This window comes from Actinoplanes palleronii (genome assembly GCF_016862315.1).
In the GTDB taxonomy this organism is placed as follows: domain Bacteria; phylum Actinomycetota; class Actinomycetes; order Mycobacteriales; family Micromonosporaceae; genus Actinoplanes; species Actinoplanes palleronii.
The window spans coordinates 1-15,970 of record NZ_BOMS01000198.1; the positions used below are offsets into that span (position 1 = coordinate 1).

The following is a 15,970-nucleotide window of genomic DNA, read 5'->3' on the forward strand; positions in this document are numbered from 1 at the left end:
CCCGCCGAGACACCCCTCACGACCAGCCACCCACCGCGAGCCGGTCCGTGGCCCGGACCGCAGCGCGCGTCCCGCTCCCGGCTGGTGCTGAGGGTTGTCTCGGCGGGCCGGAGGCAGCCGCCAGCGCCAGCCGAGGCCGGGAGGCGCGGGGCGGTCGGGAGCGGGGGCGGCGTCGCGTGAGGCCACCGCGGGACTCGGCTCGTAGCCTGCGGGCGGGCGCTCCGTATTCGTACCGGAAAAGGGCGGTCGGAAGCCGAAGCGGACCGTGACGTGGGCGCTGCTCAACTATCGGTGCGGAGTGCCGATGGGCACGATATGGCAGTTCTCCAGCAGGGGCGGGTGGACAGTCCGGGCCGGGTCGCGGCCGTGCGGGCGACCGGTCTGCTGGATGCCGGTGAGGCGCCCGGGCTGCGGCGGCTGACAAGGCTCGCGGCGCGGCTGCTGGGTGCGCCGACCGCGCTGGTGTCGCTGGTGCTCGACGATCGGCAGGTGTTCGCGAGCCAGATCGGGTTGCCGCAGCCGTGGGCGGATCTCGGGCAGACGCCGCTGAGCCACTCGTTCTGCCAGCACGTCGTGAACGGCGACCAGCCCCTGGTGGTGTCGGACGCGCGGGAGCATCCGCTGGTCCGGGACAACCTGGCGATCACCGAGATCGGCGTGATCGCCTATGCCGGGATGCCGATCCGGGTGGGCGGCGAGACGCTCGGCGCGTTCTGCGCCATCGACGTCGAGCCGCGGGCCTGGACGGCCGAGCACCTGGCGATCCTGGAGGACCTCGCGGCGGCGGTCTCGTCGGAGATCGAGCTGGTCCAGTCGGCGCAGCACGCCGAGGAGAACTCCGCGCTGGTCCGGCGGATCCTCGAGGTGTCCCAGGACGCCTACGTCTCGATCGACGCCGACGGACTGGTCCGGGAGTGGAACCCGGCCGCCGAGCGGCTCTTCGGCTGGTCCCGGGACGAGGCCGTGGGCATGGACCTGAGCACGCTGATCGTCCCGGAGGCGCACCGGGAGGCGCACCGCCGGGGCCTGGACCGGGTCCGGTCGACCGGGAAGTCGGTGCTGGCCGGGCAGCGCCTGGAGCTGCCCGCGGTGGATCGCGACGGCCGGGTGTTCCCGGTCGAGTTCACCCTGCAGGCCACCAACATCGGCGGCGGCCGGCCGGTCTTCCACGCGTTCCTGCACGACATCAGCGCCCGCCGGACCGCCGAGGAGCAGCTGCGCCGGCAGGCCGAGCTGATCGACGCCGCTCCGGCCTCGGTCATCGTCCGCGACCCGGACGGCACGATCCGGTTCTGGAATCAGGGCGCCGAGCAGATGTACGGCTGGCCGGCCGACGCCGTGCTCGGCCGCAACATCCACCGGCTGCTCACCACGGTCTTCCCGAAGCCGCTGTCCGAGGTCGAGCAGGCGCTCGCGACGACCGGCTCCTGGCACGGCGAGCTGGTGCATCGGCGCGCCGACGGGAAGACCGTCGTCGCGCTCAGCCGGTTCGTGTCCCGACCGGCCGCCGGCGGGACCGGCCAGGAGATCATCGAGACGAACACCGACATCACCGAGCGGCGCCGTGCCGAGCAGGCCCGGGAGGAGAGCGAGCGGCGGTTCCGGGTGCAGTTCCACCAGTCCACGATCGGGCAGGTGATCGTCGGGCTGGACGGGAACATCCTGCACGTCAACGACGCGTACGCGCGGATGGTCGGCCGGTCCGCGGCCGAGCTGACCGGCTCCGGCGTGGTGCTGCTGACCCACCCGGACGACCGGGACGGCGACACCGAGGCGCTCGCCGGGCTGTTCGCCGACGACGGCGACTCCTACGAGCGGACCAAGCGCCTGCTGCACGCCGACGGGCACCTGGTCGACGTGCAGACCGGCGTCCGGCTGATCCGGGACGGCGGCGGCCGCCCGCTGCACCTGATCGGCGTGGTGCAGGACATCACCGAGCAGACCCGGGCACGGCACGAACGCGACGCCACCCAGGCCGTGCTCGCCGAGCGCAACGAGCAGCTGCAACGCGCCAACCAGCTGAAACTCGACCTCATGGGGATGCTGTCGCACGACATCGGCACCCCGCTCACCGCGATCCTCGGGTACGGCGAAGTGCTCAGCGAGGCCGACCTGCCCGCTCCGCTGACCGCGCTGACCACCCGGATCATGAACGGCGCGCACCGGATCGACGAGCTGCGGCACAACGTGCTGGCGATGTGCAAACTGGACGCCGGCGAGCTGACCACGGTACGCCAGCCGGTCCTGCTGGGCGCCGCGCTGCAGGACGCGGTGGACGCGGCCGACATGGCCGTGCCGGTCGACTGCCCGCCCGGCGTGACGGTGCTGGCCAACCCCGCCCACCTGCGGCAGATCCTGGTGAACTTCCTGACCAACGCGCGCAAGTACGGCGGCGGCGCCACGGGCCTCTCCGCGGTCGTGGTGGGCGGGGAGGCGGAGGTCAGCGTGACCGACGAGGGCGCCGGGGTGCCCGCCGAGCTGCGGCCGCACCTGTTCGAGCGCTACACCCGGGCCGAGGACAGCCTCGCCGAGGGGCACGGGCTGGGCCTGCACATCGTGTCCAGCCTGGCCCAGGCGAACGGCGGCCGGGTCGGCTACCGCCCGGGCGTGCCGTCCGGCAGCGTCTTCACCCTGCGCCTGGAGATCGCCCCCGCTGGTTAGCCTGACGCGGTGACCGAGGACTGGACCGCCACCCTGCCCCGCAAACGGATGGGTGCCAGGGTGCTGCTCTCCGACCCGGCCGGCCGGATCCGGCTGCCCGCCGAGGAGCTGCGCAGCTGGGCGTGGTGCACCGGGCCGGAGGCCGCCACCCGGCTCTCCGCGCTGCTGGCCCGCCGGCTCACCGCCGCCATCGAGGCTCGCGCGGCCGGCACGGTGGCCTACCTGGAGGACGGCTTCGCCCTCAGCTGATCGGTGTCGCCCCGGGAACGCCGGTGGTGGTGTGGCGGGCGGCCTGGCGCAGGTCCAGGTCCTCGATCAGCTCGCGGGCCAGGTCCTCGGTGACCGTCCGCTCCATCACCGCCCGGCCCAGGGCGAGGCGCTGCGCCTCGAAGGACGCGTCCACGTCGGTGGCCGGCTGGGCGGCGGCCTCGGCGACGATCCGGTGGGCCCGTTCGCGGACCTGCTCCTCCTCGGCGCGCTCGGCGGTCAGGTCGAACTTCAGCCGCTTGGCCAGCCAGCCGATCGTGGTGCCCTGGATCAGCAGGGTGCCGAGCGTGACGATCAGCGCGATCGCCTGGATCGCGTCCCGGCCCGGGAACGGCGCGCCGGACGAGGTGTGTTCCGGGACCGCGGCCGCGGCCGCCAGGGTGAGGATGCCGCGCATGCCGGTCCAGCCGACCAGGGTGGTCTCCTTGACGGTCGGCGGCGGCAGCGGCTCACCGCCGCGGCGCCGGGCGAGCCGGTCCCGGTAGACCTGGGCGGCGCGCGGGTCGCGGGCGACCCGCGCCTGGATCGCCCGGTGTTTCAGGCGCCAGCGGCCGAACAGGCCGAAGACCGCCACCATCCGGACCACGATCGCGGCCACCAGCAGCACCCCGGCCGCGATCAGCGTGCGGGCCACGCCCGGGTCGTCGGACTCGGCGAGGTCGTCGAGGACGAACTTGAGCTGCAGCCCGATGTACGCGAAGACGAACGTCTCCAGCAGGAAGTCCATCACCCGCCAGACCTGCTCCTCCTGCAGCCGGGTCAGGTAGCCGCCGGGGTACTGGTGCTTCGGGTCGAGGGCCAGGTTGATGCTCATCGAGAACGCCGCGGCGACCACGGCCAGGATGCCGGACGCGTGCACCTCCTCCGCGGTCAGGAACGCGGTGAACGGCAGCAGCAGGGTCAGCGCCGTCTCCAGCGTCGGGTTGCCGAGCCGTTTGCGCAGGATCAGCCCGAGCAGGGCGAACCCGGCCCCGATGGCCAGCCCGATCGACGCGGTGCGCAGGAACTCCAGGATGCCGCCGCCCCAGGTGGCGTGCTCGCCGTTGACCGCGGCCACCGCGATGCTGAACAGGGTCAGCGCGGTCGCGTCGTTGACCAGGCTCTCCCCGGTGAGGATCGAGGTGGCCCGCTTCGGCAGCCCGATCTCGTCGCCGTGCGAGACGGTGGTGATGGTGTCCGGCGGGGCCAGGATCGAACCCAGCACGAACGCGGCGGTGAGGCCGATCGTCGGCAGCAGCAGCGAGGAGAGCCAGCCGAGCACCGCGGCGGTGAGCACCACGACGACCACGCCGAGCGAGATGATCGCGCGCAGGTTCGCGCCGAAGGCGGAGACCGAGGCGCCGCGGGTCGCCGAGTAGAGCAGCGGCGGGATCACGATGGCGAGCATCAGGTGGCTCTCCAGCTCGAGCCGGGGCACGCCGGGGATGAACGAGGCCGCGGCCGCGATCACCACGATCACCCAGCCCGGCTCGATGCGATGCCGGCGCGCGATCGAGGTGACCGCGATGCCGGTGCCGATGATGAGCAGAAGCTGCACGCCGTTCACCGGGAACACCCTATTAGGGCACGGCTCCGAGCAGGGTCAGGACGTCGGTGAACATCGCCGTGGACGCCACCGGGTCGAGATGTTCGGCCTGCCAGCCACGGTTCCGGACGCCCTGCAGGACGGCGACCATCGTGGTCCGCACGGTGCGCAGGGTGGCCGGGGAGAGCAGCACCGCCACGGTGCCGGCGGCGTCCGCGGCGCGCTGCGCGGCGCCGAGAGCGACCAGGGCGGCCGCCGACCCGTTCAGGATCTGCGCCACGTGCAGGCGGTCCCGGTCCAGGTTGAAGGCGGCCACGTGTACGGCCAGGCCCAGCGCCGCGAGCAGCCGCCCGGTCTCGTCGCCGCTGAGCACGGCCGGCATGGTCGCGGAATCGTCCTCGGCGGCCGCGTTCCCGTCGCCGAACCCGGTGACCAGCTCGGCGGCCACCTCCGGCGGGACGTGCAGCGTGGCCAGCGGGACGTCCGGGAACCGGCGGCGCAGCGCGGCCTCGACGGCGTCCCGGATCACGTAACCGGGGACCACTCGGCGCTGCTCGGCCAGCCGCCGCATGATCACCGCGACCACGTCGTCGGGGAACATCGGCCGCTCCATCCGCCTACCGTATCGCCGGGAACGGGTCAGTCGAAGGCGGGCAGCGTGACCCGGGCCGTGACTCCGTGCGGATCGCTGGTCACGGTCAGCTCGCCCAGGTGCGCCGCGATCGTCGCCCGGGCGATGGTCAGGCCCAGCCCGACGCCGGGAACTGCCTGGTCGCGGGCGTGTCGGCCCCGGTAGAAGCGGTCGAAGACGTACGGCAGTTCGTCGTCCGGGATGCCCACCCCGGCGTCGCTGATCTCGACGACCGGTTGCGGATCGGCGGTGACCCGTACCGTGATCGGCCGGTGTTCCGGGGTGAACAGCAGCGCGTTGCGCAGCAGCTGCTCGATCGCGTGGGACAGCCGGGACAGGTCGGCGCGCACGATGACCGGCGGGCCGGTGTGCACGTCGATCGGCTCGGGCCGCCGGGCGGCGAGGGACCGGCAGGCGGACACCGCCGTCTCGACCGCGGTGTTCAGGTCGGCCGGCCCGATCGGGGCGGGCAGCGGCGCGTCGGGCGGCCGGGTGCCGGCCAGGATGTGGTCGATCATCGAGACGAGGCGCCTGCCGTTGCGTTCGATCGGTTCGATCAACCGCCGGTACGGCGCCAGGTCCTCGTCGTCGCAGAGCAGCTCCAGGAACCCCTGGATCGTGGTGACCGGGGTCCGCAGCTCGTGCGTGATCGTCGCGATCAGGTCCTCCTCGCGCTGTGCCGCGCGGGCCAGGTGATCGCCGAGGTCGGCGAGCTGCAGCCGGTTGCGGATCGCGGCCAGGTGCATCGAGGCCTGTCCGGCGAACGTGGTGAGCGCGTCGATCTGCCGGTCGCCGATCTCCCGGGTCACGTCGTCGACCACGCAGACGGTGCCCAGCACGTGGCCGGCCTCGTCGAAGATCGGTGCGCCCGCGTAGAACCGGAGGTGCGGCGCGCCGATCACGTTGGCGTAGCCGGCGAACGTCGGGTCCAGGGTCGCGTCCGGGACGATCAGTGGCTTGCGGACCGGGACCACGTGCGCGCAGAACGAGACGTCCAGCGGGGTCTGCGGCACCGGCAGGCCGACGCTGCCGGCGAACCACTGCCGGTCCCGGTCGACGAGCGAGACGGCGGCGATCGGGGTGTCGAACATGGTGGCGGCCAGCCGGGTGAGGTCGTCGAGCACCGCCGGCCGGGGCCGGTCCAGCACCCGATAGGAGCGCAGTGCGGCGAGCCGGGCCTCGTCGTTGACGACGTCGCTCATAGCCTGACCATCGGCTCTGCCCCGGCATTGCTGAGGAGCGGCGCGAGGACCGGCGCGGCCGGGAGGGTGAAGGTGAACCGGGAGCCACCGCCCGGGTTGTCACCGGCCGTGATGGTGCCGCCGTGCCGTTCGGCGATGCGTTTGCAGATGCCCAGGCCGAGACCGGTGCCGGCGTACCCCTCGGTGCGGTGCGCCCGGTGGAAGTTGCCGAAGATCGTCTCGTGCTGGCCGGCCGGGATGCCGATGCCGTTGTCGGCCACCGAGATCCGGACCAGGCCGTCGGCGGTGCCGCCGGTGACGGTCAGGGCCGGCTCGACGCCCGGCGCGGTGTACTTGATCGCGTTCCCGATCAGGTTGTCCAGCAGTTGCCGGGTCAGCACCGGGTCGGCGTAGACCGCGGGCAGGTCGCCGACCGTGAAGTGGGGCCGTGGCGTGCCGGCGGCCACCGCCGCGTCGCTCCGGGCCGCGGTGATCTCGGCGACCAGCTCGTCCAGGTCGATCCGGGCCGGTGCCACCTCGGCGTCCCGGGCGGTGGTGTAGTCCAGCAGCCCGTTGATCAGGGTGCGCATCCGTCCCGCGGCGCGGCGCACCCGGGCCAGGCCGTCCCGGGCCCGTTCCACGCCGGGCACCCCGTCCAGGGCGTCCTCGGCCGCCTCGCTCCAGCCCTCGACGGTGGTCACCGGGTTCAGCAGGTCGTGCGCCACCACGCCGGCGAAGCTGGTCAGCTCGTCGCGGTGCCGGCGTTCGGCGGTGACGTCGTGGAACAGCAGCACGGCGGTGCGCTCCCCGCCGACGTCGTTGAACGAGCCGGAGGTGACCCGCAGGATCCGGCCCTCCGGCACACCGGCGTTGCGCACCAGGTAGTCCTGGCCGTGCAGGTGGTCGCCGGCTATCGCGCGGCGGTGCATCATCTCGGACTCGGCGACCGGGCGGCCGTCGAGGTGGAAGAGGCCGTAGTGCGTGCTGGTGAGCATCCGGTGGTCCGGGCTGACCTGGCCGCCGAGCAGGCGCGCCGCGGCCGGGTTGCGCAGCACCACCCGGCCGTCCGCGGCGATCACCGCGAGGCCGTCGGTCATCGAGTCGACGATCGTGGTCATCATGTCGGCGCGCCGGGACGCCTCCTCGCGGTGCACGGCCAGTTCGGCCTTCTCCGCGGCGAGTTCGGCGAGCAGCGCGTCGCGTTCGTCCCGGCCGAGCGCCAGGGCCAGGCCGACCACGGCCACCAGCGCCACGAAGAGCTGTGCCAGGAACGCCCGGGTGGCGTTGTCCTCGACCGCCGCGAACGGTCCCAGCCCGTGCAGGGTGAACAGCACCGAGACGGTGCCGGTGGCCAGGGCGTGCAGCGCCACGAACGGGGTGGCGAGCCGGGCGCCGGCCCACACCGTCACGGCGATCATGAGGAAGGTCAGCGGCAGGCCGTGGCCGAGGCCGAAGCCGGCCACGTACGTGGCCATGGTGCCGACGATGATCGCGAGGTACTCCAGGACCCGGCGCCGCGGTGCGGCCGCGAGCAGCGACATGCCGTGCCGGCCCCACTGCGCCAGGCCGCCGTGCCGGTCCCGGTACCCGGTCACCGCGTGCCCGACGCTCAGCGCCACCGCACCGAGCAGCAGCACGCTGGCGGTGTTGCGGGCCAGCCAGACGAAGGCCGCGGCCCAGGAGAAGGTGCCGGTGACCAGCCAGATCACCAGCGGGCCGACGACCGCGCCGGAGAGGGTGGCGGTGAACGCGGCGGCGAGCAGCCCCCACAGGTCGCCGGGGGTCCGCATCGGCGCGGGCCCGCCGGTGCCCCAGAGCCCGGGGCGCCAGCGCTGGAAGAGCACCAGGAAGACCGCGACCTGCAGCAGGTTGGCCACCACGAAGCACAGGGCGAGTGTGGGCGACGCGCCGGTGATCATGTTGATCGCCATCGTGACCAGCGCGAACGCGGTCACGTCCGGCCAGGTCGCCCGGGCCTGCCGCTGGGCGCAGAACCAGATCACGGCGACGCCGGCGGCGGGCCAGACCAGGCTGAGGTTGGACGAGTCCATCACGGTCAGCCGGCCTGCCGCGCAGGCGATCGCGTAGGCGGCGGCGAACATCACCGTGCGCAGGAGCGACGAGCGGTACGACACCCTGCCTCCGTCCTCGGCCGTTGTCCGGTTCGAGGTCTATCGGCCCCCGTGCTGCCGAGTTGAGGGCCGGGCCGGGTCAGGTGAAACGCAGGCGCATCGCGTCGGTGTGACCGGACCAGGAGAGTGTCAGGGCCCAGCAGCCGGGCGCGGGGAGCTGGACGGACGACGGGCCGGCACCGCCGGTGAGTTCCTGGCGCGCGACCTGCCCGTCGTCCCGGACGGCGTCGATGACCAGCGGGCGGGGGGAGTCGACCGGGAGCCGGGACACCCAGAGGATCTTGGTGCCCCGGTCCGGGTCGGCCACCGGCGGGTAGTTGAACAGCACCGCCATCAGGTCACCCCGGTCGCCGAGCCGGTGCGGGGTCCCGGCGCCGTCGCCGGTGAACCCGGCCCGGGCCCACTCGGGCAGGGCCGCCCGGCTCACTCCGGTTTCGCAGTCCCCGCGGGGCGGGGTGGTGGCCGGCGCCGGCTTCGACGCGGTGCACGCGCCGAGGAGGAGGATCAGGATCGCAGGAGCGAGCGTACGCATGAAGTCATGACACCGGCGGGTCGAACGGGGTTCCCGGGCATCACGCCTTGCGGGCCACCGCGTGCTTGCCCCACGCCTTGACCAGGTAGGCGCTCGTGGCACCGGTGTACGGGTTCTTCGCGCCGATCCGCACCCCGCGGGCACTGTTCCTGACCGTGACCATCGTGAACTCGACGCTGCGGTTGAAGCCGGTGACCACCACCCGGCCCCACTTGCGGACCCCGGTCACGGTGACGTTCCTGCCGTGCGCCTTCTCCTCGACCAGCGCGGTGATGTCCCCGGCGACCCGCGCCACGCTGCGCGCCATGGTCCGGTAGGCCAGCGCCTTGGTCAGCGTCGCCCGGCTGATCACCTGGGTGGACGGGGGCAGCGTCACGCTCTGCGCGCCGTACTGGAAGACGAACGTCTCGTCGATCGCGGGCGACGCGACGGTGCAGCCGGTGGCCACCCCGCCGGCGTCCGCCGAGTAGGTGATCGTCGCGGAGTCCGTCGTGTACGTGTAGTCGGCGGAGCCGTCGTCGTGGACGGTCCTGGTGCCCGGGTGTCGCGGGTCCTGGACGATCAGGTCGGACGGTGCCGGGGCGTTCTGGCCGGCCCAGGTGTCCAGGGTCAGCTTGGGGTCCGGCTGGAAGACGTACCGCGCGGCCGGGAGGCCGGCCATCCTGGCGGCGGCGCGCTCGGCCGGGTCGGCCAGGTACACGTATTCGCCCTTGCCGCCCACGCCGTAGCCGATGGTGACGCCGTCGCCGGCGATCACGCTGCGGAAGGAGCCGCGGCCGTGTGCCGGGTCGGCGACGAACCTCACCGAGCCGGTCTGCCGGCCGGTGGCCGTCGCCTTCAGCAGGGCCGGGTGGTGCAGCAACGTCGTGGTCACCGCGGTCGTGGAAAACGAGTCGAAGGTGGCCGTGACGTCGCCGGCGTACCCGGGGATCTCCGCGGTGGCCGTGGTGGCGGCCACCGCCTTGAGCGCGGCGGCCATCTCGGCGCTGCTCAGCGACGTGGTGGTGCCGGCGGCCAGCGCCGCGGCCGGTGCGGCGAGCGCGCCGGCCGCCAGCGAGGCGGTGGTGGCGAGGAGCAGGGCACGGAACAGGGTCTTCTCCATGATCTTCAAGCTAGAAGCCCTGCTCAGAGCATGTGTGCATATTCCGTGAAACCCGACAAAGCGGCCTGATCTGCGATAGAACGGCGTTACGGAATACATGCTTTCAAACCGATGAACGGGGTACGAACGGTGGCTACTCCCACCCAGTCCGAAATCCGTGAGGAAGAGAAAGAGCGGGAACGCCAGAGCAGTCTCAGCACGGCGGCGGCCCGGAATCTGACCACCACCACCAAGACGGTCCCGCAGATGCAGGAGATCACCTCGCGGTGGCTGCTGCGCAAGCTGCCGTGGGTGCAGGTCTCCGGCGGCGCCTTCCGGGTGAACCGGCGGATGACCTACCGGATCGGCGACGGCCGGCTCAGCTTCACCAACGTCGGCGCCCAGGTCCGCGTCGTCCCCGCCGAGCTGCGTGAGCTCTCCGTGCTCAGCGAGTTCGACGATCCCGAAGTGCTGGCCGACATGGCCGACAAGTTCGTCCAGCAGGAGTACCAGCCCGGCCAGGTGATCGTGGAGTTCGGCTCGATCGCCGACCAGGTCTACGTGATCGCGCACGGCAAGGTGAACAAGGTCGGCGTGGGCGCCTACGGCGACCCGGTCAACCTGGGTGTGCTGGCCGACGGCGAGGCGTTCGGTGAGCAGGCGCTGATCGACGCCGAGCGGATCTGGGACTACACCGCCAAGGCGATGACCGCGGTGACCCTGCTGAGCATGCCGCGGTCCGCGTTCGTCGAACTGCTCGGCCGCAGCGTCCACCTGCGCTCGCACGTCGAACGCTTCCAGGCCAAGAACCGCCGCCCGCAGAACAAGCACGGCGAGGCGGCGATCTCGGTCGCCGCGGGCCACAAGGGCGAGCCGGTCCTGGACGGCACGTACGTCGACTACGAGGAGGCCCCGCGCGAGTACGAGCTGAGCGTCGCGCAGACCATCCTGCGGATGCACACCCGGGTCGCCGACCTCTACAACGACCCGATGAACCAGCTCGAGCAGCAGCTCCGGCTCACCGTCGAGGCGCTGCGCGAGCGCCAGGAATACGAAATGATCAACAACCGCGAGTTCGGCCTGCTGCACAACGCCGACCTGCGGCAGCGCATCCACACCCGGGGCGGCCCGCCCACCCCGGACGACCTGGACGAGCTGCTCAGCATGCGGCGCAGCACCAAGATGTTCCTGGCGCACCCGCAGGCCATCGCGGCGTTCGGCCGGGAGTGCACCAAGCGCGGCATCTACCCGCCGATGCTCGACATGGACGGGCACACCGTGATGGCGTGGCGCGGCGTGCCGATCCTGCCCAGCGGCAAGATCCCGGTCACCGAGTCGCACACCACCTCGATCCTGGCGATGCGGCTCGGCGAGTCCGACCAGGGTGTGGTCGGGCTGCACCAGACCGGCATCCCGGACGAGTACGAGCCGAGCCTCTCCGTGCGGTTCATGGGGATCAACGAGCAGGCGGTGATGTCCTACCTGGTCAGCGCGTACTACTCGGCCGCGGTGCTGGTGCCGGACGCGCTGGGCATCCTGGACCACGTCGAGCTGTCGCACTGATGCTGCTCGCCCCCGATCTCGGCAGGGACATCCTGCGTGACCTGCGCGGAGCGCCACCCGGTGAGCTCGCTGCCGCGCTCACCGCCGTACCGGAAAAGTCGAAGATCGGTCTGGCGCCGACCGGCCTCGGCACCTCCGCGGCCCGCTTCTTCCTCCGGCCGGAGAGTCCGGCGCCGCAGCTCTTCTGCCCCGGACCGGTGCGCGACGACCGTGCGCTGGGTGAGCAGGTCAACCAGGCCGTGGTGCGCTGGGCCGAGGAGGTCGGCATCTACCCGGGCCGGCTGGACAAGCTACGGACGGCCGACTTCGGCCGGTTCATGATGCTGGCCCACCCCAACACGTCCGATCCTGATCGGCTGCTCGCGGCGACCAAGTGCCTGGTCGCGGAGTGGGCGGCGGACGACTACTACGTCGACGAGGTGTCCCTGGGCGCCGACCCGATGGTGGTCGGCTCCCGGCTCGCCAACCTGCACGCGGTGGTCGACCCGGCCGCGCTGCCGCGCCGGTACGCGGCCGACCACGAGGAGCACCACCGGCTGCAGCCGATCTCGGTGGCGTTCCGCAGCGCGATGGAACACCTGGCCAGGTATACGACCGCGGCGCAGATGGGCCGCTTCCAGCACCAGATGGCGATCCTCTTCCTGGCCTGGACGCAGGAGGCGGACTGGCACGCCAACCGGCGCACCCCGCCGGTCTGGGAGTACCTGGTGCAGCGGCACCTCAACAACTACCTGCCGCCGATGATCCTGATCGACGTGCTGGGCGGCTACGAGCTGTCCCCGGACGAGTTCTACCACCCGCGGGTGCGCGAGGCGTTCACCACCGCCGGCGACGCCGCCGTGCTGGTCAACGACCTCTACTCGGGAAAGAACGAGTCCGAGACCGATCACAACCTGCCGACCGTGCTGACCGCGCACGAGGGGCTCACGCCCCGGGAAGCGGTCCTGCGCACCGTCGAGATCCACAACGAACTGATGACCAGCTTCGTGACCCTGGCCGCCTCGCTGAGCGCGACCGGGTCACCGAACCTCCGTCGCTTCCTGGCCGACACCTGGGCCTGGCTGGGCGGCAGCCGGGAGTGGCACGCGACGAGCGGCCGTTACCACGACTCTCAAGGAGAAGACTCATGACGACCACTGCCATCTCTCCGCTGCGTACCGACTTCGAGCGCTCGGTCGCGGCCTACTGGAACACCAACCAGGTCGACCCGGTCAACCTGCGCCTCGGCGAGGTCGACGGCCTCTACCACCACCACTACGGGATCGGCGAGCCCGACCTGAGCGTGCTCGGCGGCCCGGTCGAGACCCGCGAGCAGCGGCTGATCGCCGAGCTGCACCGGCTGGAGAGCGCGCAGGCCGACCTGCTGCTCGACCACCTCGGGCCGATCCGGCCCACCGACGCGCTGCTGGACGGCGGCTCCGGCCGGGGCGGCACCAGCATCATGGCCAACGCCCGGTTCGGCTGCCAGGTCGACGGCGTGTCGATCTCCGAGTACCAGGTCGGCTTCGCCAACGAGCAGGCGAGCCGGCGCGGGGTCGCCGACAAGGTCAGGTTCCACTTCCGGAACATGCTGGAGTCCGGGTTCGCCACCGGGTCGCGGCAGGCGATCTGGACGAACGAGACGACGATGTACGTCGATCTGGACGACCTGTTCGGCGAGTTCGCCCGGATGCTCGGCTTCGGCGGCCGCTACGTCTGCATCACCGGCTGCGCGAACGACGTGACCGGCCGGCGCTCCAAGGCGGTCAGCAAGATCAACGAGCACTACACCTGCGACATCCACCCGCGCAGCGACTACTTCAAGTCGCTCGCGGCGCACGATCTGGTCCCGATCAACGTGGTCGACCTGACCGCGGCGACCATTCCGTACTGGGAGCTGCGCGCTCAGTCGGACATCGCGACCGGGATCGAGGAGGCGTTCCTCACGGCGTACAAGGAAGGTAGCTTCCACTACCTCTTGATCGCCGCCGACCGGGTCTGACCAGCCCGGCCGGAAATGCCGCCGCCGGGGGCCTCGCCCCCGGCGGCGGTTTTTCGTGCGCCGGGCGGGGTGCTGCTGTTTCGTGCAGGCCTTCAGCCGCGTCCAGCTGATCGGCACGGCACGGCCCGGATCCTGACCAGCGCACCGGCGCCGGCCGGGGCCCGGGCCGCGGAGAGCCTCACGTAGCGGGCGTCACCGCTTCTCGCAGGCCACGCCGTCCTTGTCGCGGTCCGACTTCTTGTTCGCGTTGTACAGCTTGGTGTTGACGTAGAAGGTGGTGACGGCCTTGGTCTTGCCGCGCACCTTGTCCTTCGCGCCCTTCTTGCCGACACCGTGCTTGTACTTCTTGTTCAGCTCGGTGCAGTTCTTGAAGGTCTTGATCGTTACGGCCGCCTCAGCCGGCGACGCGAGGACGGCCCCGCCGCCAGCGGCCAGAGCCAGCACAAGAACCCCACGAATCAGTTTCTGCATCGTTCTCCCCATCGGTGACTGCGTGCCACCCTAGGTGACCAGACGGTCGCTGACCGATAGAGGTCACTCATTCCGCTGAATGTCCGGCCACGTTTGCCACTTCGGCCGACCGGGATCACCCGGGAGGGTGGTGTCCGGTAGGGCACGCGGTGTGACGAGGTGGGCGGTTTACCCGACGCGGCACGGGCTGACATAGGCTCCGGCCGGTTACCGTTCGGCCGAGGGAGCACCGACCGTTGATGAAGTCCACCCGTGGCCTCGCCGCGCGCTGTGCGCGAGTGGTCGAGGCGCCCTGGTTCAACATCGCCGGGTTCGTCGTCATCATGGTCAATGCCGCGGCTCTCGGGCTGGAGACGTACGGTCCGGTGGTCCGCACCGCCGGCGCCGAGCTGCAGGTCCTCGAGTACCTGTGCGTGACCGGCTTTGTGGTCGAGTTGATCGTCCGGTTCGGATCGCACCTGAGCGCCCCCGCCGGGTTCTTCCGGGACCGCTGGAACCTGTTCGACCTGGCGATCGTGGTCGCGCCGCTGCTGCCCGGGGTGCGGGAGAACGTCACCCTGCTGCGGCTGTTGCGCCTGGCCCGGATCCTGCGCACGTTCCGGCTCTTCCCGAGTTTGCGGGTGATCCTGGTCGGCATCCGGCGCAGCCTGCCCGGCCTGGCCAGCTTCCTACTGGTCACCGTCCTGCTGCTGTACGGCTACGCGATGCTCGGCTGGATGATGTTCGGCACCGCTTTCCCGGACCGGTACGGCACGGTCGGCCAGGCGATGCTCACCCTCTTCCTGCTGCTCTCCCTGGACGGCATCACCGACACCCTGCAGGCCGGCCGGGAGGTGAGCGGCTGGGCCGTCCTCTACTACGTGTCCTACATGGTCACCGCCTGTTACCTGCTGACCAACCTGCTGGTCGGCGTGGTGCTGACCGCGCTGCAGGAGGCACACGAGGACGAGCGAGCCACCCACCAGCCCGGCCACAAGACCGCGTCCCAGCCGCCACGGTCCCTCCCGGAGGCCGCCTCGATCACCCTCCTGGCCGCGACGCCCGGCCCGGTCCCGTCCCCCGGCCCCGCCCCGTCCCCGTCGTCCGGCCCCGCCCCGTCATCCAGCGCTGCCTTGTCATCCGGCGGCGTTCCGTGGGCCGGCCCGCCTCCTCTCCCGCCGATGGTCGACGTCCGAGAGCAGCTGGCCCACCTCCGCGCAGCGGTCGACGCTCTGGAATCCCAGCTCACCGCGAACCTCGCGGGCGCCCGAGACACCACCCACGCCCTGTCTGCCCACGCCGGCCTGTCTGCCCACGGCGGCCTGTCTGCCCATGGCGGCCCGGTTGCCCATGGCGGCCCGGTTGTTCACGGCGGCCCGGTTGTTCACGGCGGCCCGGTTGTTAGTGCCGGCTCGGTTGTCCATGGCGGCCCGGCTGTTAACGCCGGCCCGGTTGCGGATGCCGGCGTTCCGGCGGTGGTCCCCGCCCAGCCCGCCCCGGACCATGCCGCCGCCGAATCGGCCCCCGGCACGGTCCACCCCTGACCCGGGGCGCGCCCGCTTTGCCATGGTTGCCGGATGGCTGAGGCCGGCAGCCAGGCGGCGCAGCGGCAGATCAGGGCCCGCTGCGCCGGTACTAGCCGCAGCCACCTCCGGTCGTCCCAGCAGGCGGTCTTCCGGTCCTGGTATGTGGACAAGCGCGGGTTGTCCCGGTGCGACGCGACTCCGCGCTACGCCGCAGTCCACCCGCCGTCCCGTATCCCGAGACGACACCAGCACGCAGCACCTTCCGGCTGGTCCTGAGGGTCGTCTCGTGCTGGTTTTAGCGCTCTCAGGACCAGCCGAGCTTGCCTGGCTGGTGTTCAGGGTTGTCTCGTGCCGGTTTTAGCGACCCTCAGGACCAGCCGAGCTTGCCCCAATGCCGCTCAGCCTATTTTGATCTCGGTGGGGCTCTGCGGTCTTGGGGT

Annotated in this window: 13 protein-coding genes; 6 read left to right on the plus strand and 7 right to left on the minus strand. The window is 71.8% G+C overall.

Annotated features, from left to right (window positions below):
- The first annotated feature begins 315 nt into the window (after positions 1-315).
- Positions 316-2,661 (plus strand): PAS domain S-box protein, encoded by a 2,346-nt coding sequence (locus Apa02nite_RS50140; RefSeq protein ID WP_203831477.1) that lies wholly within the window; start codon positions 316-318, stop codon positions 2,659-2,661.
- Positions 2,662-2,670: 9 nt separating this feature from the next.
- Positions 2,671-2,910, plus strand: coding sequence for an NUDIX hydrolase (locus Apa02nite_RS50145; RefSeq protein WP_203831478.1), 240 nt, complete (start codon positions 2,671-2,673; stop codon positions 2,908-2,910).
- Here the strand turns inward: Apa02nite_RS50145 and Apa02nite_RS50150 are convergent.
- The 6 genes from Apa02nite_RS50150 to Apa02nite_RS50175 form a co-directional block, all read right to left on the minus strand.
- Positions 2,903-4,465, minus strand: coding sequence for a cation:proton antiporter (locus tag Apa02nite_RS50150; protein ID WP_239165138.1), 1,563 nt, complete (start codon positions 4,463-4,465; stop codon positions 2,903-2,905). The genes Apa02nite_RS50145 and Apa02nite_RS50150 overlap by 8 nt on opposite strands.
- Positions 4,466-4,487: 22 nt before the next feature.
- Entirely contained in the window at positions 4,488-5,066 is a 579-nt protein-coding gene (locus Apa02nite_RS50155) for a hypothetical protein (RefSeq protein ID WP_239165139.1), read from the minus strand.
- A 26-nt stretch (positions 5,067-5,092) separates the two neighbouring features.
- Entirely contained in the window at positions 5,093-6,286 is a 1,194-nt protein-coding gene (locus Apa02nite_RS50160) for a GAF domain-containing sensor histidine kinase (protein WP_203831480.1), read from the minus strand.
- Complete coding sequence (locus tag Apa02nite_RS50165; protein WP_203831481.1) at positions 6,283-8,400, minus strand: sensor histidine kinase; 2,118 nt, start codon at positions 8,398-8,400, stop codon at positions 6,283-6,285. The genes Apa02nite_RS50160 and Apa02nite_RS50165 overlap by 4 nt, the downstream gene beginning before the upstream one ends.
- Positions 8,401-8,476: 76 nt before the next feature.
- A complete protein-coding gene (locus Apa02nite_RS50170; RefSeq protein WP_203831482.1) occupies positions 8,477-8,929 on the minus strand; it encodes a hypothetical protein in 453 nt (150 codons plus the stop codon).
- 40 nt (positions 8,930-8,969) lie between these two features.
- Positions 8,970-10,031 carry a hypothetical protein gene (locus tag Apa02nite_RS50175; RefSeq protein ID WP_203831483.1) on the minus strand — a complete coding sequence of 354 codons (1,062 nt, stop codon included), beginning with the start codon at positions 10,029-10,031 and terminating at the stop codon, positions 8,970-8,972.
- 129 nt (positions 10,032-10,160) lie between these two features.
- Between Apa02nite_RS50175 and Apa02nite_RS50180 the strand changes: the two genes are divergently transcribed.
- Genes Apa02nite_RS50180 through Apa02nite_RS50190 form a run of 3 tightly spaced genes read left to right on the plus strand, consistent with a single transcriptional unit; the run spans position 10,161 to position 13,554 of the window.
- Complete coding sequence (locus Apa02nite_RS50180; protein WP_067705807.1) at positions 10,161-11,573, plus strand: family 2B encapsulin nanocompartment shell protein; 1,413 nt, start codon at positions 10,161-10,163, stop codon at positions 11,571-11,573.
- Positions 11,573-12,703, plus strand: a complete 1,131-nt coding sequence (locus Apa02nite_RS50185; protein WP_239165140.1) for a family 2 encapsulin nanocompartment cargo protein terpene cyclase — start codon at positions 11,573-11,575, stop codon at positions 12,701-12,703. The genes Apa02nite_RS50180 and Apa02nite_RS50185 overlap by 1 nt, the downstream gene beginning before the upstream one ends.
- Positions 12,700-13,554, plus strand: coding sequence for a geranyl diphosphate 2-C-methyltransferase (locus Apa02nite_RS50190; protein ID WP_203831485.1), 855 nt, complete (start codon positions 12,700-12,702; stop codon positions 13,552-13,554). Before Apa02nite_RS50185 ends, Apa02nite_RS50190 begins: the two co-directional genes overlap by 4 nt.
- A gap of 192 nt (positions 13,555-13,746) precedes the next feature.
- On the opposite strand, the gene Apa02nite_RS50195 is transcribed toward Apa02nite_RS50190, so the two are convergent.
- Positions 13,747-14,025, minus strand: coding sequence for an excalibur calcium-binding domain-containing protein (locus Apa02nite_RS50195; protein WP_203831486.1), 279 nt, complete (start codon positions 14,023-14,025; stop codon positions 13,747-13,749).
- A gap of 239 nt (positions 14,026-14,264) precedes the next feature.
- On the opposite strand from Apa02nite_RS50195, the gene Apa02nite_RS51810 reads away from it, so the two are divergent.
- Positions 14,265-15,548 (plus strand): ion transporter, encoded by a 1,284-nt coding sequence (locus Apa02nite_RS51810; RefSeq protein ID WP_239165141.1) that lies wholly within the window; start codon positions 14,265-14,267, stop codon positions 15,546-15,548.
- The last annotated feature ends 422 nt before the right edge of the window (positions 15,549-15,970 follow it).

Coding starts and splice junctions, on each gene's coding strand:
- Apa02nite_RS50140 (WP_203831477.1), top strand. CDS start 316: ATGGCAGTTCTCCAGCAGGGGCGGGTGGACAGTCCGGGCCGGGTCGCG.
- Apa02nite_RS50155 (WP_239165139.1), bottom strand. CDS start 5,066: ATGGAGCGGCCGATGTTCCCCGACGACGTGGTCGCGGTGATCATGCGG.
- Apa02nite_RS50160 (WP_203831480.1), bottom strand. CDS start 6,286: ATGAGCGACGTCGTCAACGACGAGGCCCGGCTCGCCGCACTGCGCTCC.
- Apa02nite_RS50170 (WP_203831482.1), bottom strand. CDS start 8,929: ATGCGTACGCTCGCTCCTGCGATCCTGATCCTCCTCCTCGGCGCGTGC.
- Apa02nite_RS50175 (WP_203831483.1), bottom strand. CDS start 10,031: ATGGAGAAGACCCTGTTCCGTGCCCTGCTCCTCGCCACCACCGCCTCG.
- Apa02nite_RS50185 (WP_239165140.1), top strand. CDS start 11,573: ATGCTGCTCGCCCCCGATCTCGGCAGGGACATCCTGCGTGACCTGCGC.
- Apa02nite_RS50190 (WP_203831485.1), top strand. CDS start 12,700: ATGACGACCACTGCCATCTCTCCGCTGCGTACCGACTTCGAGCGCTCG.
- Apa02nite_RS50195 (WP_203831486.1), bottom strand. CDS start 14,025: ATGCAGAAACTGATTCGTGGGGTTCTTGTGCTGGCTCTGGCCGCTGGC.
- Apa02nite_RS51810 (WP_239165141.1), top strand. CDS start 14,265: ATGAAGTCCACCCGTGGCCTCGCCGCGCGCTGTGCGCGAGTGGTCGAG.